General features: G+C 41.2%; 19 protein-coding genes and 1 pseudogene. All 20 read left to right on the top strand.

The window, feature by feature from the left end; translation table 11 throughout:
• Positions 1-34: 34 nt before the first annotated feature.
• The 20 genes and pseudogenes from BROSI_RS06305 (at position 35) to BROSI_RS06395 (ending at position 22,746) form a co-directional block, all read left to right on the top strand.
• Positions 35-2,824 carry a site-specific DNA-methyltransferase gene (locus BROSI_RS06305; protein WP_052562907.1) on the top strand — a complete coding sequence of 930 codons (2,790 nt, stop codon included), beginning with the start codon at positions 35-37 and terminating at the stop codon, positions 2,822-2,824.
• 180 nt (positions 2,825-3,004) lie between these two features.
• Positions 3,005-3,436 (top strand): IS200/IS605 family transposase, encoded by a 432-nt coding sequence (tnpA, locus tag BROSI_RS06310; RefSeq protein WP_052562908.1) that lies wholly within the window; start codon positions 3,005-3,007, stop codon positions 3,434-3,436.
• Between the two features lie 117 nt (positions 3,437-3,553).
• Positions 3,554-6,664 carry a BPTD_3080 family restriction endonuclease gene (locus BROSI_RS06315; RefSeq protein ID WP_052565680.1) on the top strand — a complete coding sequence of 1,037 codons (3,111 nt, stop codon included), beginning with the start codon at positions 3,554-3,556 and terminating at the stop codon, positions 6,662-6,664.
• A 200-nt stretch (positions 6,665-6,864) separates the two neighbouring features.
• The gene (locus BROSI_RS06320; protein ID WP_052562909.1) at positions 6,865-7,422 is read left to right on the top strand and encodes a hypothetical protein; all 558 of its coding nucleotides are present in this window, start codon (positions 6,865-6,867) and stop codon (positions 7,420-7,422) included.
• Positions 7,415-8,350 (top strand): Kiwa anti-phage protein KwaB-like domain-containing protein, encoded by a 936-nt coding sequence (locus BROSI_RS06325; RefSeq protein WP_052562910.1) that lies wholly within the window; start codon positions 7,415-7,417, stop codon positions 8,348-8,350. The genes BROSI_RS06320 and BROSI_RS06325 overlap by 8 nt, the downstream gene beginning before the upstream one ends.
• On the top strand, positions 8,351-8,932 hold the full coding sequence (locus tag BROSI_RS06330; RefSeq protein WP_052562911.1) for a hypothetical protein: 582 nt from the start codon (positions 8,351-8,353) through the stop codon (positions 8,930-8,932).
• The gene (locus tag BROSI_RS06335; RefSeq protein WP_052562912.1) at positions 8,933-9,406 is read left to right on the top strand and encodes a hypothetical protein; all 474 of its coding nucleotides are present in this window, start codon (positions 8,933-8,935) and stop codon (positions 9,404-9,406) included.
• On the top strand, positions 9,399-9,587 hold the full coding sequence (locus BROSI_RS06340; RefSeq protein WP_052562913.1) for a hypothetical protein: 189 nt from the start codon (positions 9,399-9,401) through the stop codon (positions 9,585-9,587). The genes BROSI_RS06335 and BROSI_RS06340 overlap by 8 nt, the downstream gene beginning before the upstream one ends.
• Positions 9,577-12,003, top strand: a complete 2,427-nt coding sequence (locus BROSI_RS06345) for an AAA family ATPase (RefSeq protein ID WP_052562914.1) — start codon at positions 9,577-9,579, stop codon at positions 12,001-12,003. Before BROSI_RS06340 ends, BROSI_RS06345 begins: the two co-directional genes overlap by 11 nt.
• A gap of 224 nt (positions 12,004-12,227) precedes the next feature.
• Positions 12,228-12,452 carry a hypothetical protein gene (locus BROSI_RS06350; RefSeq protein ID WP_052562915.1) on the top strand — a complete coding sequence of 75 codons (225 nt, stop codon included), beginning with the start codon at positions 12,228-12,230 and terminating at the stop codon, positions 12,450-12,452.
• Positions 12,449-12,853, top strand: coding sequence for a putative toxin-antitoxin system toxin component, PIN family (locus tag BROSI_RS06355; protein WP_052562916.1), 405 nt, complete (start codon positions 12,449-12,451; stop codon positions 12,851-12,853). The genes BROSI_RS06350 and BROSI_RS06355 overlap by 4 nt, the downstream gene beginning before the upstream one ends.
• A gap of 414 nt (positions 12,854-13,267) precedes the next feature.
• Positions 13,268-13,540, top strand: a complete 273-nt coding sequence (locus tag BROSI_RS06360) for a DUF433 domain-containing protein (protein WP_052562917.1) — start codon at positions 13,268-13,270, stop codon at positions 13,538-13,540.
• A 252-nt stretch (positions 13,541-13,792) separates the two neighbouring features.
• Positions 13,793-14,134 (top strand): annotated as a pseudogene (locus tag BROSI_RS06365) (PDDEXK nuclease domain-containing protein); the annotation flags it as partial.
• 89 nt (positions 14,135-14,223) lie between these two features.
• Complete coding sequence (locus BROSI_RS19775) at positions 14,224-14,364, top strand: hypothetical protein (protein WP_157842410.1); 141 nt, start codon at positions 14,224-14,226, stop codon at positions 14,362-14,364.
• Between the two features lie 468 nt (positions 14,365-14,832).
• On the top strand, positions 14,833-16,704 hold the full coding sequence (gene ftsH / locus BROSI_RS06370; protein WP_052562919.1) for an ATP-dependent zinc metalloprotease FtsH: 1,872 nt from the start codon (positions 14,833-14,835) through the stop codon (positions 16,702-16,704).
• A gap of 52 nt (positions 16,705-16,756) precedes the next feature.
• Positions 16,757-17,899: a sensor domain-containing diguanylate cyclase gene (locus BROSI_RS06375; RefSeq protein WP_052562920.1), complete on the top strand. Its 1,143-nt coding sequence runs from the start codon at positions 16,757-16,759 to the stop codon at positions 17,897-17,899.
• Positions 17,896-20,247 (top strand): endopeptidase La, encoded by a 2,352-nt coding sequence (gene lon / locus BROSI_RS06380; RefSeq protein WP_052562921.1) that lies wholly within the window; start codon positions 17,896-17,898, stop codon positions 20,245-20,247. Before BROSI_RS06375 ends, lon begins: the two co-directional genes overlap by 4 nt.
• Positions 20,248-20,267: 20 nt before the next feature.
• Positions 20,268-20,729 (top strand): universal stress protein, encoded by a 462-nt coding sequence (locus BROSI_RS06385; protein ID WP_052562922.1) that lies wholly within the window; start codon positions 20,268-20,270, stop codon positions 20,727-20,729.
• A gap of 52 nt (positions 20,730-20,781) precedes the next feature.
• Complete coding sequence (locus tag BROSI_RS06390) at positions 20,782-21,198, top strand: archease (RefSeq protein ID WP_052562923.1); 417 nt, start codon at positions 20,782-20,784, stop codon at positions 21,196-21,198.
• Positions 21,199-21,294: 96 nt separating this feature from the next.
• Positions 21,295-22,746 (top strand): RtcB family protein, encoded by a 1,452-nt coding sequence (locus tag BROSI_RS06395; protein ID WP_052562924.1) that lies wholly within the window; start codon positions 21,295-21,297, stop codon positions 22,744-22,746.
• The last annotated feature ends 19 nt before the right edge of the window (positions 22,747-22,765 follow it).

The following is a 22,765-nucleotide window of genomic DNA, read 5'->3' on the forward strand; positions in this document are numbered from 1 at the left end:
TAAATTTTTAGAATTTCTTAAAAGGTAACAACCGATGCCAAAGAGAAAAGGGAAAAATGCCGAAACGACAAATCAATCTGAAGCGAAGGCATATCGTCATGCTGAGGCGGATTCTCCTTTACGTCCGGATGTAGGCATTCAGGCGCAGTTCAGGAAGAAAAAACCTCCCAAAACTTACCGATATGATTCTTCACTTTCTCCTGCTCTGGATTGGGACGGACAAAACTCAACACGAGAGTTGGGTGAGTGGCTTATTGCCATGATTGAAAAGGCGGCTGTGCTTCCAGCGCCACATACCTTTGACAAGCCCCAGGAGTTTAATAATTCTGCAGGACATGTTATTTCATCCGTCAGAGGACTGAATGACGCCGTGGAGCAGTTGAAACGTCTCCAAAAACCTTTTCTTAACTGGACAGGCAAGGCCGAGCGGCTTTCATTTGACGTGCCGACGCTACCACTCTTTGTCCACGAGCGTCTCTCCACGAAGGCGATTATTGAAACCCTGAAAGGACACAGGAAACAAGAGAGACCCAAACAATTGTCGTTGTTTGATCTCTTTGGCGATGAACAGAGATCGGTTACCGACCAGGTGTTGAAGGCTTATGAATACCGGGACAAGTGGGTAAACCGTATGATTCTCGGCGATTCCCTTGTGGTGATGAACTCCCTCCTGCACTACGAAGGACTTGGCGGTCAGGTGCAGATGATCTATTTTGACCCGCCCTATGGCATCAAATTCGGCGTCAACTTCCAGCCGTTTATTCGCAATCGTGTAGTAGATCATAACAAAGATGAGGACATGACCCGTGAACCTGAGATGGTAAAGGCTTACAGAGATACATGGGAACTTGGATTACATTCATACCTTACTTATTTACGTGATCGTTTATTAATAGCACGTTATCTCCTTTCTCCGACAGGAAGTATTTTTGTTCAAATAAGCGATGAAAATTTACACCATGTTCGAGAAATAATGGATGAAGTGTTTGGCGAGAAAAATTTTGTAGCAGTAATCCCTTTTAGGAAAACCGGCAGTCAAGACAGTAAATATATTGGTATAATCAATGATTTTTTGCTGTTCTACTCAAAAGATATAGACCAATTGAAGTTCAATAAACTGTTCGCTAAGAAGAACGTCGTTTTAGATGATCAATACAACTCCATCCTCTTGCCCAATGGGGAAACTCGAAAACTGACTAAAGAAGAAAAACTAAATCTTGAATTGATACCAAAAAGTGCAAAAATCTTCCAGGCTACATCACTTCAATCTGATGGACGTTCGGAAAATGTAGATTATCGTTTTGAATTTCAAGGTTCGATTTATGAACCCAACCCTAAGAGCCATTGGAAAACTTCTCTTGATGGACTAAGAAAATTAGCGGAAAAGGGGAGAATCATAAAAATTGGGAAAGGTATCCGTTACTTGAGGCTTTTAAGCGACTTTTCTTTTACAGAGTTGACAAACTTTTGGGACGATACTTACGCTGCTGCGGATATGGAATATGTGGTACAAACATCAATGGAAGTTATTCAACGGTGCATGTTGATGACAACTAAACCGGGTGATCTCGTGCTTGATCCAACTTGTGGAAGTGGAACAACGGCTTATGTTGCAGAGCAATGGGGCAGGCGCTGGATTACCATTGATACAAGCCGAGTTCCATTTGCGCTTTCACGGCAAAGATTACTTACTGCTACATATCCCTATTATCAGCTTAAAGATGAATCCAGAGGCCCTTCAGGTGGATTTGTTTATGTGCGTAAACAGAATAAAAAGGGTGAAGAAATCGGTGGTATTGTCCCGCATATAACTCTTGGAAGCATTGCCAATAGTGAACCGCCCGCCGAAGAAGTGCTTGTTGACCGGCCTGAAATAGACAACAAAGTTATCCGTGTAACAGGCCCATTCTGTGTTGAGGCGACAATCCCAACGCCTGTTGACTGGGAGGGCGATGGCGTAGAAGACTCTGGTGCTGGTACTGTCGAACAATACGGTTCATTTATTGATCGTATGCTTGAGATATTGCGCAAATCGCCAGTGCTTCATATAGGAGGCGGTAAGAGCGTTACCCTTAAAAACATCCGTCCCCCTGCAAAAACATTATCACTATCCGCAGAAGCAATAGTTGTAAATGGAGATGAAAAACCTGTAGCGTTGCTCTTTGGCCCTGAAAATGGCGCTGTTAGTGAAAAGCTTGTACACGAGGCGCTGAAAGAGGCGAACTTGAGAGGTTACACCCATTTGTATGTAATTGGGGTTGGCATTCAATCAAACGCCAGGATACTGATTGAGAATGCTGTAAATATGGATCTTATTCCGGCAACTTACGTTCAGGCAACTCCCGATATTATGATGGGAGACCTCTTGAAAAACATGCGTTCCAGCCAGATCTTCAGCGTCTGTGGGCTGCCAGAGGTAAGGCTTACAAAGGTAAAACCCAGCGCTCCTTCACCCCAGCCCTCTCCCACAAGGGGAGAGGGAGTCTCTATGTATCAGGTAGAGTTGCTTGGGCTTGACGTCCTCAATCCCGTGACTATGAACATTTACAAACGAAGCGGAAATGACGTGCCGGCATGGTTTCTGGATACGGATTACAATGGTCTCTGTTTCCACGTCTGTCAGGCATTCTTTCCACGCACCAGTGCATGGGATAACCTCAAGCGTGCATTAAAGGGTAGTTATGATGAAGGCGTATGGGATCACCTGGCAGGAACGAAAAGTGTTCCATTTGAGGCTGGTGAACATGGACAGATTGCGGTAAAGGTGATTGACGATCGCGGGAATGAGCTAATGGTTGTGAAGAATCTGAAGGAATCTGTATAACGACCTCTGTCATAAATGGCAGAATTATAACGCTGTCTTTCAGTTTGACAAAAGGAGAAGAACCTCGAATAACTCTGCACTACAAAACAGAGACAAAAAAACCTATCGTAACCCCAGCCTTCAGGCTGGGGGCTAAAAACGAACAAAACCGGGCTTTAGCCCTGATCCAGGGGGGAAAATATGGCATTCGTTAAAATAATGATCCATGCCGTATGGGGTACAAAAAATAGAGAGCCTTATCTAACGAACGATATCAGGACGGTAATCATGAACCATATCAAAGAGAATGCGAAAAATAAAGAAATCTTCATTGATACCTTGAATGGTTATACAGAGCATTTACACTGTCTCCTTGGATTAAATGCGGATATGAGTATTTCAAAAGCAATGCACCTGATAAAAGGTGAATCGTCTTTCTGGATAAACAAACAAAAAATCACACCGTATACGTTCGAATGGGCAGATGAATATTTCGCAGTTTCCGTGAGTGAATCAATACTTGATAAGGTAAGATTATACATCAGTAACCAGGAAGAACATCACAAGAAGGTTACCTTTAACCAGGAATATGAGGAATTCATCAGGAAATACCATTTTGGAAATCACGGCTAAAGCCGTATTTGATCGATATTAATGATCTCCGCCATAAATGGCGGAGTTATACAGGATGTCCCAGAATATATCTACACAGACGATGCTATCCTAAAGGAGCTTGAAAACAAAGAAACTATGAACAGCTATGAAGTTGAACAACCTATCCTGAATTCACCCTATGATGAACCTGCCGAACATTGGCATATTGAGGAAGGAAGACTGCCAGAGATAAGAGCGGGACGCCGTCAGGCAGGGTATTTTTACCGTGACCCAAAAGCGCCCATATCTTTAGGAGAACACGAGGCGCGGGGACAGTGGGTTGAGTTAGCGCTTGTAAACCTGATACGCAAACAGATGAAGGATTGGCGTACAAAGAACTATCCTGGCGTGACAGGGACAACCCTTGAGCTTTTAAAATACTGGCAGCGTGAGGGCAGGCAGCACCGGCTTTTCTTTGCACAAATAGAAGCCGCTGAAACGATCATCTTTTTAAACGAGGCGCGTACAGACTATCTTCAGGGAATTGAAATACCGCTTGACGAGATAAGCGACGAACGAAAAGCCGAAGGCTACATTGCTTTCAAAAGGTATGCCTGCAAGATGGCCACCGGCGCTGGAAAGACAACCGTAATGGGGATGCTTGCTGCATGGAGTATTCTGAATAAGGTCAATGACAGGGGTGACGGAAGATTCTCAGATGTGGTGCTTGTGGTCTGCCCCAATGTCACTATCCGCAATCGTCTTCAGGAACTTGACCCGACAAGAGGCGAAGCAAGCCTATACCGCACGCGTGACCTGGTTCCGCAACACCTCATGTCAGACCTGATCAAAGGCCGGGTACTGGTAACAAACTGGCATGTGTTTGAACCGCAGGGGATTCAGGTAGGAGGTGTGAGCGCCAAAGTCAGTAAGGCAGGTGTGCCTGTACGGATCAAAGGGACGATAACCATAGGACCAAAGACAACCATTGCACGGGGCAAGCGGTATCTGACATCGGATGAATTAGATCGCCAGGTCGCTGCAGGGTTAATTACAATTTTGAGTGAAGAGCGGGACAAACAGGGGAATCTTAAGAAGGTTGCTGTTGAGTCTGTCAAATATGTTGAGAGCGATACGGCTATGGTAAGCCGTGTGCTTGGAAAAGAAATCGGTGGAAAGCAAAATATCCTCGTATTCAATGACGAGGCACATCACGCCTACCGTATTCGCAAACCCGAACCGGATGAAACAGAAGAAGATATTTTCGGCGAAGAAGAGGAAATCGAAGAATTCTTCAAGGAGGCAACTGTCTGGGTTGACGGTCTGGACAGGATACATAAGCTGCGGGGTATTAATTTCTGTGTAGACCTTTCTGCAACCCCGTATTATTTAGGCCGTGTCGGTCAGGAGACAAACCGTACATTCCCATGGGTCGTGAGTGATTTTGGCCTTACGGATGCGATTGAATCCGGACTGGTAAAAATCCCTCAACTAGCAGTTCGAGATACTACAGGCGCTGAAATTCCCGGATACTTCAACATATGGCGTTGGATACTTCCACGCCTTACTCCCGCCGAGCGCGGCGGCAAGAAGGGAACTCCTAAACCTGAGGCGATTCTTAAATGGGCAAACACACCTATTGCAATGTTGGCAGGACTCTGGGAAGAACTAAGGCAGGAATGGACAGAACACAGCCAGGACACCCGCCCCCCTGTTTTTATCCTTGTCTGTAAAAACACTAAAATAGCAAAGGTGGTTTATGAATGGCTTGCGGAAGACAAACCACCGACCGGCATACCTTCTTCTGGAATCGATGGGTTTCTCAATCGTAATGGAAATATACTCACCATCAGGGTGGATTCAAAAGTAGTGCATGAAACCGACACTGAAGGCGCAAAAAGTGACGAATCACGCTGGATGAGATTTACCCTTGATACCGTGGGAAAGACAGATTGGCCCCGTGATAATCAAGGACGCGTAATTTATCCGGAAGGGTTTGAAGAACTGGCAAAGAAACTTGGTCGGCCACTTCATCCACCGGGCAGGGATGTGCGCTGTATTGTAAGCGTTGGTATGCTAACAGAAGGTTGGGATTGCAATACAGTTACTCACATTGTCGGGCTGAGACCGTTTATGTCACAGCTTTTATGTGAGCAGGTAGTAGGACGGGGACTGAGGCGTTCAAATTATGAAGTCGGAGAAGACAGCATGCTCTCTGAAGAGGTTGCTAAGGTCTTTGGAGTCCCTTTTGAGGTAATTCCCTTCAAGCAGAACAAGGCTGGCACTCAAACTACTCCAATAAAGCGATATCATATAACAGCCGTACCCGGAAAGGCTCAATATGAGATAAAATACCCACGTGTTGAAGGCTATCAGCAGGCTATCCGCAATCGTATTACGGTGGACTGGAATGCTGTTGCACAATTGCAGCTTGACCCAATGAACATCCCACCGGAAGTGGAGATGAAAGCGGGCATTCCCAATAATCAAGGACGTTGCGCGCTTACAGGTCCAGGAAGAATTGAGAATGTGGATCTAAACCCGTATCGTGCAGGACGGCGTTTTCAGGAACTGGTCTTTGAACTGGCACGTGACCTGGCGAGGGATTATACAAAACAGCCTGGATGCACAATACCTGCACATATCCTTTTCCCACAGATAGCAAAAATTACAGATAAATATCTTAAGGAAAAGGTTCGACCTATTCCACCAGCAAACATCCTGGATGTGTTCCTGTCTCCTTATTATGGGTGGGTGATTGAACGACTGGTGGAGGCCATAAAGCCAGATGCATCGCAGGGAGAAGCCCCAGAGATACCACGATATGAAACAAGTCGTGGACCTGGCTCTACGGCTGAGGTGGATTTTTGGACAAGCAGGGATGTTCGCGAAGTCATGCACTCCCATGTAAATTATGTTGTTGCCGATACAAAGAAATGGGAACAGGCTGCCGCGTATATTATTGATAAGCATGAGAAAGTTGATGCATTTGTCAAAAACGCCGGACTTGGTTTTGCCATTCCATATTTACATAACGGTCAACCTCATGACTACATGCCCGATTTTATCATTCGCTTGAAATGTGAACCCCCTATTCAGCTTATCCTCGAAACAAAAGGATTCGACGAACTCGCAGAAATAAAGTCACAGGCTGCAAAAAGGTGGGTGGATGCAGTTAATGCTGAAGGTAGCTATGGAATATGGAAGTATGCCGTTGCCAGAAAACCGGAAGAAGTTTCAAAGAGGATTGAAGAAGCGGCGGTGTAACCTTTCACCGGCAAACAAAAGATGGACATGAAAAAGATCGGGAACCTGACGCTAAAAAAGATATAGAAACTCGTAAGGATAATTTTCATCAACACTTGATCGCGATAAATGCTTTAGAAACCGTGTTGCTTTTACGGCAAAAAAACAGAAAGGCGTATTGAGCGGATAATTACCAAGGTGTGGAGAGAAGATGAAAAACTATGAAGCTTAGGTTATTTCCATCGATAGTGATTTTTCTTAGTTCTTACTCACCCTTAGCATTAATATTAATAGTTAAAGATTTCGATTTGAATTCATACCCTTTTAAGCATCCTTATTTTGCTTTTGGGGTTTTAATTATTGCTATTTTAAGTGTAGTTGCTTTATTTTTTGTCATCAAAAATATCAAAAGTGGTTTTCACATAAAAATAGAAAAAATCAGTAATTGTTCAAACGAATTAATAAACTACACAATTCCATATATAGTATCCTTTTTAGGACTCGATTTAAGCAGATTGCATGATATAGCGGCCTTTTCCATTTTTATGATTTTACTTTGTCTTCTCACTATTAAAACACAAAGCCTGTTTATTAACCCCATATTGGCGGTTTGGGGGTATGGGTTATATGATATCCAATTTACAGAAAATAATGTTTTAAAAAATGGCATATTCTTATCAAAACATGACTTGAGTATTGGCAAGTCTTATAGAATACAAAAATTATCAAAATTTATGTACATCATTACTGGAATAATAGAGGAGGGGCAAAATGAGTAGCACTCCGAAGGGAAAGCTTAAAAAAATGAAGTCTTTGGATTTGGATAACGCCAGTGTATTCTTATGGATAATAAAAAGGAAATTAAAAGATAAAAAAGCTGATTATAGTGTTTTGAATGCTGAAATTGAAAATAAACTGTCTGAAAAACTTAAAAAGATAGTAAAGGAAAAATTTGGTAGTTGTAATCAACTAAGAGATTATTCCCACCTTACTGAAGATCAAGACGATGATGTGTTAACGTTAAATTATAAAGAAACTGATTTTCCACAGATTTTTTTAAAAATACAAAAGGGAAGCGATAATCCCAAAGTAGAAAAAACAGAAGATTTATTTGGCACATGGGCTTATGTTATTGAGATAAAACATGATTTTCAGCTTTTAACTTTTACGAAAGTACCAGAAACCTGGGATTTAAAGAAAAAGAAAGGCTTGATGAATTTAATTTTTATAGAGAATAAATTCAAGGATTTAGAAGACAACTCGATTTTTAGAATTCAGAGAAAGATAGACTTCTTCTGTTTTGAGGATATCATTTTTGTTTTGGACAAGAAAAAATTTGAAACGGGTTTAAATTTTAGAGAAGGAATGAAGGCAAATAGAGACGAAGTATTAAAGGATTTCGAAGCATTTGGAATAATTGATGATATAGAAAAACTAAGAGAACGAGTTGGCGAAAACATGAAATACTTACGCAAAATATCGATGATAAAAAATAACGGCTATTATAAAAATGAAGACTTCATAACAAGATTAATTCAAGTAAATATGAAAGAAAAGTGGGGATTAAAAATAGAAGCTAACAAAATTATTATAACCGAGGATAATTTCAATGATGTCTTAACAATACTTAATAATGATAGATTGAAATCCCCAATTACAGAGGAGACTTTTGATGTGCATGTAAAAAGATCTTTAGGAAGGGGCTAGGTGATAATTGCGCTAACAATAAAAGGAGAGAATAAAATGAAAGCTAATTTTGAAGAGTTAAACGAAGTGACAAGAAAATTTATGCTAGAAGAATTTGAATTAGAACAGAGATCAGGAATTCCTTATATTAGTCCACGTTTATCAGATACGGGTAGAATAATATTTCCAGAATTGATGAGAAAATCAATCACATCAGGAGATCCCGAGTCTCTCGAAATATCTTTAAAACATCAAGAATATTGGAATGAAAAGGAGGAATATACGCGCAATGGTATAACAAGAGAACGAAAAATAAATCTCAATCAAGTAGCAGAGCAGTTAGCATTTTCTGAATTCAATACTTGGTATGTTCGGGGATTAGTAAAAAGACTCATCGGAGAAGGGATAGAAAAGTGCCAGATATATAGGGTAAAAGACGCAAAATGGGAGCCAAGCGAATGTAGTAAACATGAAGGACAGATTGTTGATACAAAAGTTATATATAAAGGCCATAGAGCTAAATATTGGCCCGTAATTAATGAATCTGTTTTTTCTATTCCAGCGCAGGCGGGATGTCATCATTCAATAAGAAGAGTAAGATAAATGCAATTATTTAAGATCAATTTTGACAAACATCAAGATTTTGAACTTAGGAATATCAAGCCTTTAATGGGTATATGTGGTCTTTATTTTATCTTCTTGAAGGAGACCGAAATACCATATCCTTTTGGGAAGTCGAGGTTGATATATATCGGCATGAGTGAAAAGAAGACTAACAGTATAGGCAAGAGGCTTGCAGATCACTTCGAGGGTACATCTGGCAATGAAGGAATTGTTAATTACAAGAATACGGAAGGGCTTTATTTTACCTATCTGAACTTTGAAATGCTGAAGCAGATATGGAAACACCGGATAGAAGATTTGGAAAGTTATTTTATTCTTGATTTTGTAGATAAATACGGCGTTTACCCAATCTGCAACAATAAGAGTAGTTTTGAGATTAAAAAACACGATGTGCCAATAGTTTTAGAGATAAACTGGAAGTACTTTGAAAAAGAGGGCATAGAACATGGCTGAACAAATCAAGAGTGGACAGGAAATACTTGATGAATTCTTCTCACAAATAGGGAACATTGAGGGGGTGGATCAGGATGTTGCCCAAACTGTTTTGAGGTTATATCAAGAAGGCAAGCTGACAAATACAAATCTATCAAATGATTTGAGCACAATAAGGGAAAAGGAAGAGCATGAAACTTAAAAGCCTTGAAATAAGCGGATTTAGAGGAATCAGAAAAGATATTAGTATCGATCTTGATTCATCCAGGTCAATCCTTATTTACGGGGATAATGGCAGCGGAAAGAGTTCTATTGCCGATGCCTTTGAATGGTTCTATTACGACAAGATAGAGCATCTTTCATCAGAAGAAATAGGAACTAAGGGTGTTTCCGCTTTAAGAAATATTTTCCTATCAGATAGCAATGATGCTTACGTTGAATTGAACTACTCTGATTCAAAATGTGATTCCAGAAAGAGATTATTTTATAAGAAATCAAAATTAACCAGTGAGTATTCAAACGCTTCACAAAATTTTAATGATTATCTAACCACGTCTTTAAAAGAAAATCTTATTCTCAGATACAAGGATTTATTGAGGTTTATTTTATCTACCAAGGCGGAGAAGCTTGAGGAAATTTCACAAATAATAGGTTTTTCAGAGGTTTCAAAGATAAAAGGTATTCTAAAAAAGGCTGTCAATGATCTAAAGAAAGAACTCAAGCTGAAAAATTTTGACTATCATATAAATACCAAGCAAGCCCATATAATAGAGCAAATCGGTCAAAATATTACGGATGATGAACAATATCTGGGTGCTATAAGAGAATTAGTCATACATCTGAATCTCCCTATTGAAGTTAAGGACAATTCAAGCATAGATACTATTTTAGGGCTTCTCAAGAAACCAGAGGATAAAGAAGCGGTTACACTGCAAATATCCTATGAAAAAGTTATTGAGAATTTAAGTAGCTTTAAGGTTTCTTTCAACAGTATATGCACATCTTATAAAGCATTCTATGAAAAGTGTCAGCAGATTGCACAAAATCAAGAAACGTTCAAAAAAATAAGTCTTGAACCATTATTGTCACAGGGACTTTCGATTCTTGAGAAGAGGTTATATGAAGATGATAAATGCCCACTTTGCTTGCAGGATAAAAGCAGAGATGAATTAATTGATGAGTTAAGAAAGAGGATTGAGGAATTATCCATTTTTAAAAAGGAAAAAGACGCTGCAGAAGAGGAAAAAAATTTAACACAACGGCTTATTCAGGGTGGCTTAACGGAGATAGAAAATGTCTTAAAAGAGAAAAGTTTACTTTTAGAGGAAAATTCTGCCTTAAGAAGAGAAATTGAACAGATAAAAGAAACAATTTCAACAGCTTTAGAAAAAATCAGAAAGGCATCTCTTTCAGAAGTTGAACTAATCAATAAGCTAGAGGATTTTATCAGTTTAGATATAACCGCTCTTCAAAACTCAATTTCCGCTCTTACCTCAAAAAAAGAAAAAATAATTACGGGAAAAAAAGATGACATCATATTTACGGTTTATAGCAAGATTATATCTGTCGGGCAGTCGTACAGTGAGATTAAATCTTATCAAAAGGCTTTAAAAATTCTTACACAACAGCAACAATCTATGGAGCTTATTTATAATGAATTTGTAAAAAGGCAAAGAGAAGGGCTTTGCTCGTTTTTAGAATCTATATCTAAGGATATCAACGATCTCTATTTATTTATGAACGTCTCTGAAAATGTAAGCGAAATCGAGCTTATCCCGATTGACGAGAATGAAGAGTTTGTAGGAATAACCCTGCAATTTAAATTTCACGGCAAACCGGAATCGCCACCCCATAAGTATCTCAGTGAATCACATTTGAATTGTCTTGGGATATGCTTGTTCTTAGCGTCTGTAAAAGCCTTTAACAAGCTCAACAAGTTTATTGTCCTCGATGACGTAATATCCAGCTTTGATACAAATCATCGTGCTCGCTTTGCAAGACTTCTGGTAGAAAAATTCAATGATTACCAGATATTCCTTTTTACTCATGAAAAAGACTGGTTTGAGATTGTCTCGAATATGGTTAAAGGGAAAAATTGGCTGATTAAAAAACTGAAATGGGATCATGAAGATGGAGTATATATAGAAGTACCACTATCTGCTCTTATAGAAGAAATTGAAAGCAAGATAAAAAAACCAGACGTTAGCGGCTTGGGTAATCTGATTCGCAAATATCTTGAACGGCTTTTGAAGGAGATTTGTTTTAATCTTGAGGTAAAGGTGAGATTTCTTTTTAACGAACATAATGAAAACAGAATGGCCAATGAATTGCTGTCAGAATTAAAAAGCAAACTGAAAGATAGGAAATGTGAATTAAAAGATCAGACTGTCTTTGGAAGGCTTAATGCCTCAATGTTTCTCGGCAACAGGACCTCCCATGATAGTACATTTACTGAAAGCATTGATGACATGAAAATGTTTTACGGTGACGTTTTGGAGTTGGAAGGGCTTTTCAGATGTGATCAGTGTAACAATCTTATTTCCAAAAAGCATTATGACGCTGTTGAAAATACAGTAAAGTGTTCTTGTGGCAAAATTAAATATAGTTGGAAAAAATAATGGGACAAAACATTTAAAAATAAATAAGTCCAGCGACTCTTTTAAAAAAATTCGTTGCCAAACTTGACAAAGAGATGGAGGCATTTGAAAGTGTAAAGCTTTTACGGCAAAAGGTAGAAATGTGCATTGGACGCATCATTGCTGAAGTGTGGAGAGAAAATAAATAAAATGATACATGGGTAATAATACAAACCAAGAAACAAATTAATAACGGAGGTCAATATATGAAGGCGGTAAAGAAATTCATTGAAGTAAAAAAAGACAAGAGTGTAACAGTCAAATATCTTCCTTTTAAACCGGGAAGTAAGGTTGAAGTAATAGTGATCCAGACCGAAAGCAAAGAAGATGTTTTTGATTATATGAATACTATCGTAAAAAAGAAGAAAATAAGTCCCAAGAGTTTAAAAGAAGTTGAAAGAATTGTGCATGAGGCTAGAGGGCTGAAGTGATACAGAATTTGGTATTAGATACCAATATCCTTATTTCAGGGTATTTATGGGATGGAAAACCCCGCCAGGCAATAAGGCTTGTCAAATCGACTGATTTCAGGCTTTTACACTGCAAAGATTCTATAACTGAACTGGTTAGAGTTTTATCGGCAAAATTTCAACTTAGCGCACCAGAAATACATGCAGTTGTTTTAGACATAAAAGGCATGGGAAAAAGCATTCGTGTATTCTCAAAAGAATGTCCTATAAAAGAAGACCTTACAGATAATGTATTCATAAATCTTGCAATTGACGGTAATGCAAAAATTATTGTTAGTGGGGATTCGCATCTTTTAAATCTTAAAGAATACAAAAAAATCAAAATTATTACAGTTTCTGAATTTTTAAGCCGCTATTCATAAAAATCGTTGCCAAACTTAATAAAGAAATGGAGTCGTTTGAAGGTGTAAGACTTTTACGTCAAGAGGCAGAAAACCGCATCGAGAATATTATTGCTGATATTTGGGGAAAAGAAATTTATCAGTAAAGGTGATAAAAAGGCCTTTTGGAGATTAAGACAATGATTATAATGATAAAGCTATTTGTTACAGATGATTGTAAACACCTTCATTTGTGTGTTGTTCAATGCTATAAAAAAGTTTAATGTCGCTAGTAAATACGCTTTTTATTGAATTCGTTTCTCTTGATATTAAGAATTTTTTTAATAATAGAGAATAGATACTAAATAAAATTCCAATTTATCTTGAAACTGTGTTTTAATAATTAGATGGCGATTGTATAAAATACTTCACTTTCAATATGGAAGGAAAATCATTATGCCTCTAGCACAAAAAACAAAAAAACATCCCTACATTGTTTCTCTGAAAACCCATTGTGGTGGAAGTCCTGTTATTGCGGGTACTAAGTTTCCTGTGCGGTCTGTTGTATTTTATATTCTCAGACAGGGTATGACACCAGAAGAGCTTGTAAAGGAGTTTTCGCATCTTACCCTTTCACAAGTCTATGACGCACTTTCCTATTATTGTGAAAATAAAGAAAAAATAGATAAAGAATTAGCCATTAAAGAATCTGATTTAAGGCAAAAATAGCATATGTCTGACGTATCGTTATACCTTGATGAGGACGTTAGAGTACTTTTAGCAGAAGTGTTACGCAATAGAGGTTATAATGCCTCGCATGTTCTTGAAGTTGGAAGAACTGGCAAAAGTGATCCGAATATTAATTTTCAAAGATATTCAGACCATCCTTGAAAAGGCCCGTTCAAAGTCTTTCAAGGCTGTTAATACGGCAAGGCTCTTCTTGAAGGGCTTTCCGAAAAACTCAGCTGAGAGTACGGGGAAGGCTTCAATATAACCAATCTCAAATATATGCGTCAATTTTATCTTGCCTTTCCAATTCGTCACACACCGCGTGGCGAATTGACCTGGACGCATTACAGACTGTTATTAAAGTTAGAAAAAGCAGAAGCACGAGAGTTTTATGTAAACGAGCCAATCGGAATACTTCTCTGTGCCCGAAAGAATGATACCGTAGTGAAATTCACGCTTCCTGAAGGGCAGAAACAGATATTTGTCTCTAAATACGTCCCCTACCTGCCCACCGAAGATGAGCTAAAGGCCGAGTTGCTCCGCGAGAAGGAGATTGTTGAGATGGAATTCAAGCTGAAAAAGGATATTTCATAAAAAATAGAAGGCGTGCGCTTCCTGTGGCAAGAAGCGAAAAGGTGGATTGAGAGGATTATTGCAGAGGTGTCGGGAGAGGAAAATATCACATGAAACTTTTCTCAATAGAAGGCATCATTGAACTTCTCCAGCAGCTTAATGAAAAGCAGGCGGATGAGCTTGAGGGCCAGCATCATGATTTTAAAGAGTGGAAAGGTCATGGCAGGAGCGCAAAATGGTACAAAGTTTAACAAGATGAATTGCGTCATATTTGCGCCTGGTGCAAATATATTGCTAATGGAAAGTTATTACTTAACAAATTCTTACTAAAAAATTTAGTTTTCTACTGTTTAAGACACAATATATGAGGTATGATAGTTTTTTTACAATAACTATGCAGGTTGGTGTCGTATTGCAAAACCCTGCAATTCCATAGATATTTGCCGTTTATTATCCTGTTGAAGATAAGCATGGGCTGGAATGATTATGAACAAACTTTATCAACATTATGAAACTTCTTTTGAGTGATGTAGCTCTTTTTGCTAAAATAATCTATGTCAATTATCGAGGTATATATACAAAGGGCTTTTAAACTCATTTCAGGGACGGTATCTAAAAAAGATTGGCATGGAGTGAAATGGAATTTTCTTTGCCAGAGTGAGAAAATGAGATATATCCCTAAATATTTAAAAAGTGTGCTTTCTATCTAAGGAGTTTTTATGTTCAAGGATTTCAAAAAAATACCGTTTAAAATGCCAAAGAAGTTTTCCATCTGGCATATTATTATCACCTTTGGATTCTTTATCCTGCTGCAGATGTATTTGATGAATCCCGGAGTAAGGGATATCACGTACAGCGATTTTAAAAAGTTGATCAAAGAGGGAAATGTCCTGGAATGCCGTATTACCCATACGATGATTCGTGGCAAACTGAAAGAGATTGAACGTGGCACCACAAAAAATGCCATCTTCATTACAGCCCGCGTGGAAGACCCGGAGCTGGTAAAAGACCTGGAATCCATGGGTGTGAGGTATGCGGGGCATTATGAGAGTCCATGGTTCAGGACGTTCTTTTTCTCCTGGGTGATGCCACTATTAATCTTATTTGTGATCTGGCGCTTTGTTTTTAAACGGTTCGGTCCCGCCAGCAGTATCATGACCTTTGGCAAAAGTAAAGGGCGCCTCTATGCGCAGGAAGACCTGAATGTTACCTTTGACGACGTAGCGGGAATCGACGAGGCCAAGGAAGAGCTACAAGAGATTATTGAATTTTTGAAGACACCTGAAAAATTTCGCTCCCTGGGGGGGAAAATACCGAAGGGCGTTTTGCTCGTGGGCGCCCCCGGAACAGGGAAAACCCTCCTGGCGAAGGCTGTGGCTGGCGAGGCAGGAGTGCCCTTTTTTAATATGAGCGGTTCAGAATTTGTTGAGATGTTTGTCGGCGTAGGCGCTGCGCGGGTGAGGGATCTGTTTAATCAGGCGGATCAGAAAGCGCCATGTATTATCTTTATCGATGAACTTGATGCCCTTGGCAAGGCACGCGGCTCAAATCCTATGGGCGGACACGATGAGCGGGAACAGACATTAAACCAGTTGCTGGTGGAGATGGATGGATTTGATTCCAATAAAGGGGTAATTATCATGGGCGCCACCAATCGTCCCGAGATGTTAGATACCGCTCTTTTACGGCCAGGAAGGTTTGACCGTCAGGTGGTCGTTGACCGGCCCGATCTTCATGGTCGTGAAGCAATACTGAAAGTGCACGTAAAGGATGTAAAATTGGAAAAGGAGATTAATTTGCATTCCATTGCCGCCATGACACCGGGGTTTGTCGGCGCAGACCTTGCCAATCTCGTGAACGAAGCAGCCCTGCTTGCAGCGCGAAGAAATAAAAAGGCAGTGGGTATGCCGGAATTTGAAGAGGCGATTGACCGCCTTATGGCAGGCCTCGAGAAGAAGAAGCGCCTGATGAATAAGAAGGAAAAGGAGATCGTTGCCCATCACGAATCAGGCCACGCGCTGGTTGCGTGCTCGGTGCCGCATGCAGATCCCGTTCGCAAGATATCAATGATCCCCCGTGGCATCGGGGCGCTGGGATATACCTTGCAAAAACCGACCGAAGACCGATATCTTATGACCAGGACGGAACTTCTGGACCGGATAGCAATATTACTTGGAGGGAGGGTTGCAGAGGAAATTACTTTTAACGAAATATCGACAGGCGCACAGAACGATTTAGAAAAGGCCACAGAGATTGCCAAGTTGATGGTCAAGGAATACGGTATGAGCGATAAGATGGGTTTGGTGACCTTCGAGCAAGGCGACAGGCCGCTCTTTTTGGGCGGAGGATTTGCCGCCAGTAAGGAATATAGCGAGGAGACGGCACGGGAAATAGATTTGGAGATTAAGAAGATCATGGACGAATCGTTCCATCGTGTAAAAGCATTATTGACTGAAAAAAAGGAAATTTTACGGGGTATGGCAAAGACGCTTATGGAACAAGAGGTGATTGAGGGAGAAGAGCTGAAAAAACTCCTGGAGGAACTTCACAAGGCCAATGGAAAAAATGCGCCTGCTACACAGTCATCTTGAGTCTTTTTTGGAATAGCAACTGGATTTTATGATATTCTCGGGGAAATAAAGAATGGCGTTGAAGACATTTATCAGCAAATATAAGTATTGCGCTATTGGGATTTTGATTGCCATGAATTGCTCCGCGGTAACTGTTTTTAAACTGAACGGCCTCGCTTTCGGCCTGGTAGTTCTGGCCTTTTGCTGTACCCTGCAGTTTCTGATTAATGACGAAGAACCCGACAAATCGACCGAAAAGGAATTGGATGCCATTTCCGAAAGATTATTCCACAGGGTCATGAATATCGTTCCGGAGATTGTTTACGTCTCCATGTTTGACGGTTCTGTAAAATATATCAGCGATGGGATAGAAAAGCTGATAGGATACAAACCGGATGAAATTTACAAAACACGAAATTTGTTACTCCATCTGGTGCATCCCGATGATAAAGAAAAGGTGTCGAAACAGATACAAAACCTGCAAAATGGAAGTGAGGCAACGATAGAATATCGGTTATTAAAAAAAGACAGGACATATGTTTGGGTCTCCGATTATCTGAATACCATCAAAAATGAATGGGGCAATGTAACCCACTACAACGGCATTCTGGTTAATTTTGATGAGAGGAAAATAACCGATAAGAATTTGCAAAGCCTGAACGCCAGGATACACCAATTAAATGACATGGTCAATCATCATGCGGTGCGAGATAGCCTAACGAATATCTACAACAGGCGATATTCACTCGTAATCCTGCAGAATGAATTTAACCGGGCACGCGCACAAAATAAGGCATTGTCCTGTCTGCTGATGGATATCGACCATCTTGAACCGATCAACAATCGATATGGATATTTCATTGGAGATCGTATTATTACAGAAGTCTCAAAATGTCTCCAAAAACATATCAGATCATCTGATGTGGTCTCCCGGTTTGGGGAAGACGAGTTCCTGATTATATTGCCGGAAATTGATAGTGGAGAATTGGACAGGATATCAGGTCTCTTGGTAAATGCAGTAGAAAATTGTCTCGTAAAAGACGAGGAAAAGAATCTGAATATTGATTTTAGGGTAACGGTAGGGACAAGTTCTGTCACTACGCTGACAAAAAACATCACCGATTTAATTGAACAGGCAGGCAAGGCGCTCTATGCTGCCAAGGTGTCGAAGAAGGCGCGTTCGAAAGGGCGGCCGGTCGCTGAACTGAAAAGATGAGAAAGACAAAAGTTTCTTTTCACAAACGGGGCGATGGAACTCTGCCGGAAATCATTACCATTATCCCGCTGAAGGACGATGTGGTTTTCCCGCACCTGATTCTTCCGTTAGACCTGACCGGAGAAGGGTTGGTAAAGGCTATAAACGACGCCACCATCAAGAACGAATTTATTGGCGTTGTAGCATTAAAGTACGGTGTCGATTCGCCAAAACCCAATGACTTTTACGAAGTTGGAACCGCCGTTAAGGTCGTTCAGGTATTAGAAGCTACTTCAGACAATGTAAAAGTCCTTATAGAAGGCGTGATGCGAATCAAGGTCATGGATTATGTGCAAACAGAGCCGTATTATAAAGCTCGGGTGGAAGAAATTCGTGAATTTACGGAAAAATCTGAAACGATCGATGTACTTGTGCAGAGTGTTATCACACTCTTTAAGCTGAGCGCCATGCTGGGAAAGACCTTGCCTAAAGACCTGATTTCTATGATCGATACAGTCAATAATCCATCAATACTGGCAGATCTGGCAGCCATTTATCTGGAATTGCCTGTGAATGAAAAGCAGAAATTACTGGAGATGATTGATCCCCAGAAGCGATTGAGGGTCGTATTCCACTACCTGAACAAAGAAGTCCAGTTGAAAGAAGTTCGGGGGAAGATTGATGAAGAAGTCGCCAAAGAAATGTCAAAGACCCAGCGGGAATACTTCCTGAGAGAACAGTTAAGAGCTATTCAGAAGGAATTGGGACAGGAAGACTCCCATATGGAAGAACTCAATAAACTGGAAGATAAGATTAAAGAGGCAAAGATGCCCAGGGAGGTAGAAGATGTGGCTATGAAAGAACTAGAAAGATTAAGGGACATTAATCCCGCATCGGCAGAGTATCCGGTTTCCCGGACATATCTGGATTATCTCATTAACATTCCCTGGAACAAAAAGACGATCGATAACCTGGAGATCAATCAAGCAGAGCGGATTTTGAATGAAGACCATTACGGTCTGGAGAAGGTTAAAGCGCGTATCCTTGAATTCTTGGCTGTACACAAATTAAAGGAAAAGTTGAAAGGTCCTATACTCTGCTTCTGTGGCCCTCCGGGAACGGGGAAAACATCATTAGGAAAATCGATTGCACGTTCTCTGGGCAGAAAGTTTATTCGCATCTCTTTGGGGGGCATTCGCGATGAAGCCGAGATCCGGGGGCACAGACGTACCTACGTGGGCGCATTGCCCGGACGCATTATGCAAGAAATCTGCCGTGCGGGATCTAGTAATCCTGTATTCATGCTGGATGAGATTGATAAAATCGGTGCAGATTTTCGGGGAGATCCTGCTTCCGCCCTATTGGAAGTCTTAGACCCTGAACAAAACGTTAGTTTTGTGGATCATTATCTCGATGTTTCTTTTGACCTTTCCCATGTGTTATTCATCACAACGGCAAATATCCTTGATACCGTTCATACTGCACTGAGGGATCGGATGGAGGTCATATATCTCCCCGGATACAGTGAAGATGAGAAATTGAAAATAGCACACCAATTCCTGATCCCAAAGCAAATCAAAGAAAATGGATTAGAAAACCATCCTGTCATATTCCAGGATCAATCCATTTATAAGATCATTCGGGAATATACCCGGGAGGCAGGGTTGAGAAACCTCGAACGTGAGATTGGGTCGATCTGTAGAAAGATTGCCAAGGAGATAGTTGCCGGCAAACAGGTCACAAAAGAAATAGCGCCGGAGATAGTAGAAAAATTTCTTGGCCCAAGAAAATACTTCTATCAGGTCGCCGATGAAGAAGACAGGGTGGGAGTAGTTACGGGTCTTGCCTGGACAGAGACAGGCGGAGATATAATCTTTGTAGAGGCATCCCGTATGAAGGGAGAGAAAGAGCTGACTCTTACGGGACAATTGGGCGACGTCATGCAGGAATCGGCCATTGCCGCACTCAGTTATGTCCGCAGTAATGCAAAGCGACTGGCTATTGACGAGAATTTCTATGATACTTCAGAAATTCATATCCACGTCCCTTCCGGCGCTATACCGAAAGACGGGCCTTCTGCGGGCATTACCATGTGTATGGCGCTGATTTCGCTCCTGACAGGCAGACACGCCAGGAGAGAAGTGGCGCTTACCGGTGAGGTCACATTGACGGGAAATGTGTTGCCGATTGGAGGGGTGAAGGAAAAGGTGCTTGCGGCCATAAGGGCCGGGGTAAAGACGATAGTACTACCCTTAAAAAACAAAGACGACTACGAAGAAATTGATAAGGAAATCCGTGACAAAATCCGGTGTGTTTATATCCAAAAGATCGATGATGCCATAGATACGGTACTAATTCAAAGGCAATAGAGAGAAGGAGGGAGAAATCCGTGATCAACATAAAAAATATACTCTGCCCAATTGACTACTCGGTATATTCTGAAATGGCTTTAAAATATGCAATCGAATTTGCCGAAAAATACCTGGCAAAGCTCTACCTGATACACGTCCTAGATATTCGTATTTATGACATTAATGATCCGGATCTCTATAACGTTACTATAGTAGACGCAGAAATGATAAATAAGTTGCGGGAAAGGTTGCTCAAGTGTGTGAATGAAGATACGAAAGGCAGGATATCGGTTGAGGCTGTTATTATCCAGGGGATCCCTTTTGCCGAGATCATCAAGGCATCAAAAGAGTATAAGATTGACTTGATTGTGATCGGCACGCACGGTAGGACAGGTCTCTCCCATGCCATTATGGGCAGTGTGGCAGAAAAAGTAGTCCGCAAGGCCCCCTGTCCGGTGCTTACGATAAGACATCCTGAGCATGATTTTATCATGCCGTAGTGTGTAGGTTTTTAAAAGAAAGCGGAAAATGAGCTTATAACTTGAGCACTTTATGACTAAATATATACTTATAGACCACACCGCGGATATCGGGATCGACGTGTTCGGGGCCACATTACAGGAAATATTCGCAAATGCGGCGTTTGCATTATTTGATATCATTACGGACTTATCGAAAGTGGAAGGGACGATCGAATATACAATAAGCATTTCCGGGATAGATAAAGAACAACTCCTCGTCAATTGGTTAAGTGAATTATTGTACCTGCATGAAGTAAAAAATCTCCTATTCAAGGATTTTTATGTTGCAGACGTTCAGGACACTCAATTAAACGCATCAGCGCGGGGTGAGATATTTGCCGAAGATAAACATGTGATTAAAACGGAGATCAAGGCCGTTACCTATCATTGCTTATCGATCGTCCAGGAAGATCACCAATGGAAGGCTCGGATTATATTTGATATATAGGTAAGCAGTAGGGGCAAAACGTCTGTTCGCTCCTATATCGTTTATCCATTTAGCTGAATGCTAAATGCTTATGTTTATGAAAAGGGGTTTTGTTTTATGACAGATGACAAATATAAAATTCAGAAGATAGATGACTATCGCTGGCGAATTCCAAGGGAAGGCAAGATGCGGGTAGATGGCATTGTGTACGCCGATGCGCACATGCTGGAAGATATTCAAAAAGACGAAAGTTTGCAACAGGTGATTAATGTCTCTTTTCTTCCGGGGATTATAAAACATTCGCTCGCAATGCCAGACATCCATTGGGGGTATGGTTTCCCTATCGGAGGCGTAGCGGCATTTGATATGGACGAGGGTGTGGTTTCCCCCGGCGGCGTGGGCTATGATATCAACTGCGGGGTAAGATTACTGAGAACCGGGTTGTATCGTGTTGAGCTTGTCAATAAGCTGGAATCTGTAGTGAATACCCTATTTGCCAATATCCCATCTGGGGTAGGGTCCCATCGCAAAGATTTGAAACTTTCTCAACAGGAAGTAAAAAACGTGCTCAAGAACGGCGCGCGATGGGCGGTCTCGCTGGGTTACGGCACAAAAGAAGATTTAGAACATATCGAGGAAAAGGGATGCATTGCGGGGGCTAACCCTGAACTGGTTTCAGGGCGGGCCATTGAACGTGGCCTGGCTCAATTGGGCACCCTTGGTTCCGGAAATCATTTTGTGGAGGTTGGCTACGTATCAGAGGTTTATCATGTGGAGATTGCACGTGTGCTGGGACTCGAAAAAGATGGCATTACCATCGTGGTGCACACGGGCTCAAGAGGATTGGGTTATCAGGTTTGTGACGACTTCCTTCGGGTCATGATAAATGCAGCTCGAAAATATAGCATAGAACTTCCGGACCGGCAACTCTGCTGTGCCCCGATTAACTCTCAGGAAGGGCGGGAATATCTTGCCGCAATGGCCTGCGCGGCCAATTATGCATTTGCCAACCGGCAGATGATTACCCACTGGGTTCGTGAATCCTTTGAAAGGGCATTACACATTGGTCCAAAGGAGTCCAAAATTTCCCCGGTCTATGATGTGTGTCATAATATTGCCAAATTTGAAGATCATATCGTGGAAGGTGAGAAGAAGCGGTTGTGTGTGCATCGGAAAGGGGCAACACGTGCGTTTCCACCTAATCATCCCGATACCCCCGATGCATATAAAGCAGTGGGTCAACCCGTTTTGATACCGGGGGATATGGGTCGTTGTTCCTATGTGCTTGTGGGCACTGAGAAGGCATATGCTGATACCTTTGGGAGTACCTGTCACGGGGCAGGAAGGGTGATGAGCAGAGGTCAAGCGACGAGGACGGCCAAAGGCCGAAGCATTGCCCAGGAGCTGAAGGAAAAAGGCATCCTTGTCCGTGCCGACAGCCGTGCCACGCTGGACGAAGAGATCCCAGAGGCATACAAGAATGTAACTGAAGTTGTGGATGTCGTCGAACACGCCGGTATCAGTAAAAAAATTGTCCAGTTAAAGCCGTTGTGTGTTGTTAAAGGGTAGCTTGGTAGTCCTGAAGTGC

The sequence above is a fragment of the Candidatus Brocadia sinica JPN1 genome (assembly GCF_000949635.1).
Taxonomy (GTDB): Bacteria; Planctomycetota; Brocadiia; order Brocadiales; family Brocadiaceae; genus Brocadia; species Brocadia sinica.

What these genes read in the sequence shown, in the direction of transcription:
- BROSI_RS06305 (WP_052562907.1), top strand. Translation starts at nt 35, where the DNA reads ATGCCAAAGAGAAAAGGGAAAAATGCCGAAACGACAAATCAATCTGAA.
- tnpA (WP_052562908.1), top strand. Translation starts at nt 3,005, where the DNA reads ATGGCATTCGTTAAAATAATGATCCATGCCGTATGGGGTACAAAAAAT.
- BROSI_RS06315 (WP_052565680.1), top strand. Translation starts at nt 3,554, where the DNA reads ATGAACAGCTATGAAGTTGAACAACCTATCCTGAATTCACCCTATGAT.
- BROSI_RS06320 (WP_052562909.1), top strand. Translation starts at nt 6,865, where the DNA reads ATGAAGCTTAGGTTATTTCCATCGATAGTGATTTTTCTTAGTTCTTAC.
- BROSI_RS06325 (WP_052562910.1), top strand. Translation starts at nt 7,415, where the DNA reads ATGAGTAGCACTCCGAAGGGAAAGCTTAAAAAAATGAAGTCTTTGGAT.
- BROSI_RS06335 (WP_052562912.1), top strand. Translation starts at nt 8,933, where the DNA reads ATGCAATTATTTAAGATCAATTTTGACAAACATCAAGATTTTGAACTT.
- BROSI_RS06340 (WP_052562913.1), top strand. Translation starts at nt 9,399, where the DNA reads ATGGCTGAACAAATCAAGAGTGGACAGGAAATACTTGATGAATTCTTC.
- BROSI_RS06345 (WP_052562914.1), top strand. Translation starts at nt 9,577, where the DNA reads ATGAAACTTAAAAGCCTTGAAATAAGCGGATTTAGAGGAATCAGAAAA.
- BROSI_RS06350 (WP_052562915.1), top strand. Translation starts at nt 12,228, where the DNA reads ATGAAGGCGGTAAAGAAATTCATTGAAGTAAAAAAAGACAAGAGTGTA.
- BROSI_RS06360 (WP_052562917.1), top strand. Translation starts at nt 13,268, where the DNA reads ATGCCTCTAGCACAAAAAACAAAAAAACATCCCTACATTGTTTCTCTG.
- BROSI_RS19775 (WP_157842410.1), top strand. Translation starts at nt 14,224, where the DNA reads ATGAAACTTTTCTCAATAGAAGGCATCATTGAACTTCTCCAGCAGCTT.
- ftsH (WP_052562919.1), top strand. Translation starts at nt 14,833, where the DNA reads ATGTTCAAGGATTTCAAAAAAATACCGTTTAAAATGCCAAAGAAGTTT.
- BROSI_RS06375 (WP_052562920.1), top strand. Translation starts at nt 16,757, where the DNA reads ATGGCGTTGAAGACATTTATCAGCAAATATAAGTATTGCGCTATTGGG.
- lon (WP_052562921.1), top strand. Translation starts at nt 17,896, where the DNA reads ATGAGAAAGACAAAAGTTTCTTTTCACAAACGGGGCGATGGAACTCTG.
- BROSI_RS06390 (WP_052562923.1), top strand. Translation starts at nt 20,782, where the DNA reads ATGACTAAATATATACTTATAGACCACACCGCGGATATCGGGATCGAC.
- BROSI_RS06395 (WP_052562924.1), top strand. Translation starts at nt 21,295, where the DNA reads ATGACAGATGACAAATATAAAATTCAGAAGATAGATGACTATCGCTGG.